At 32.5% G+C, this 547-nt stretch carries 1 protein-coding gene; it reads right to left on the bottom strand.

Going from position 1 to position 547, the window contains the following annotated elements; all coding sequences use genetic code 11:
- Positions 1-185 precede the first annotated feature (185 nt).
- Positions 186-547 (bottom strand): formate dehydrogenase accessory sulfurtransferase FdhD (gene fdhD / locus IDG60_RS27160; protein ID WP_206160389.1); only part of this gene is annotated, 362 nt, incomplete at its 5' end.

The following is a 547-nucleotide window of genomic DNA, read 5'->3' as shown; positions in this document are numbered from 1 at the left end:
ATATTGGAAATTAACGATTGATGATAGGTTTGTATTAGAATAAAAAAGCAGTAAGCTGGTTTCGAGTAGAAATCAACTTACTGCTTTTTAAATTGTTTTGAGCTACTTATACTTATAAAAATAGTGCGTTTAAATTGTTGATTCATGTAGAATATCGTTCATTATGACACACTATAATGAATATGTTATTGTTCAGAGTCGATGATACGTTCTGGATGACTATATATATTAAAGCCACCATTTCGAATAAAACCTACTGCCGTAATATTTAGGTCATTAGCTAAGGTTACAGCAAGCGTTGTCGGAGCTGATTTAGATAAAATGACGCCAACACCGATTTTCGCGGCTTTAATTAAAATTTCTGATGAAATACGTCCACTAAAAATTAATACTTTATCTCGGACAGTAATATGTCGCTGGATACAAAATCCATATAATTTATCTAGAGCGTTATGTCTACCAATGTCTTGTCGATGTACAAAAAATGTCAAACCATCGCTTATAGCAGCATTATGTAAGCCACCTGTTTCTTGGTAAATATGACTTG

The organism is Staphylococcus sp. EG-SA-2 (assembly GCF_017152085.1).
Note: the sequence above shows the minus strand (reverse complement) of the source record. Positions and strands in the feature narration are given on the sequence as shown.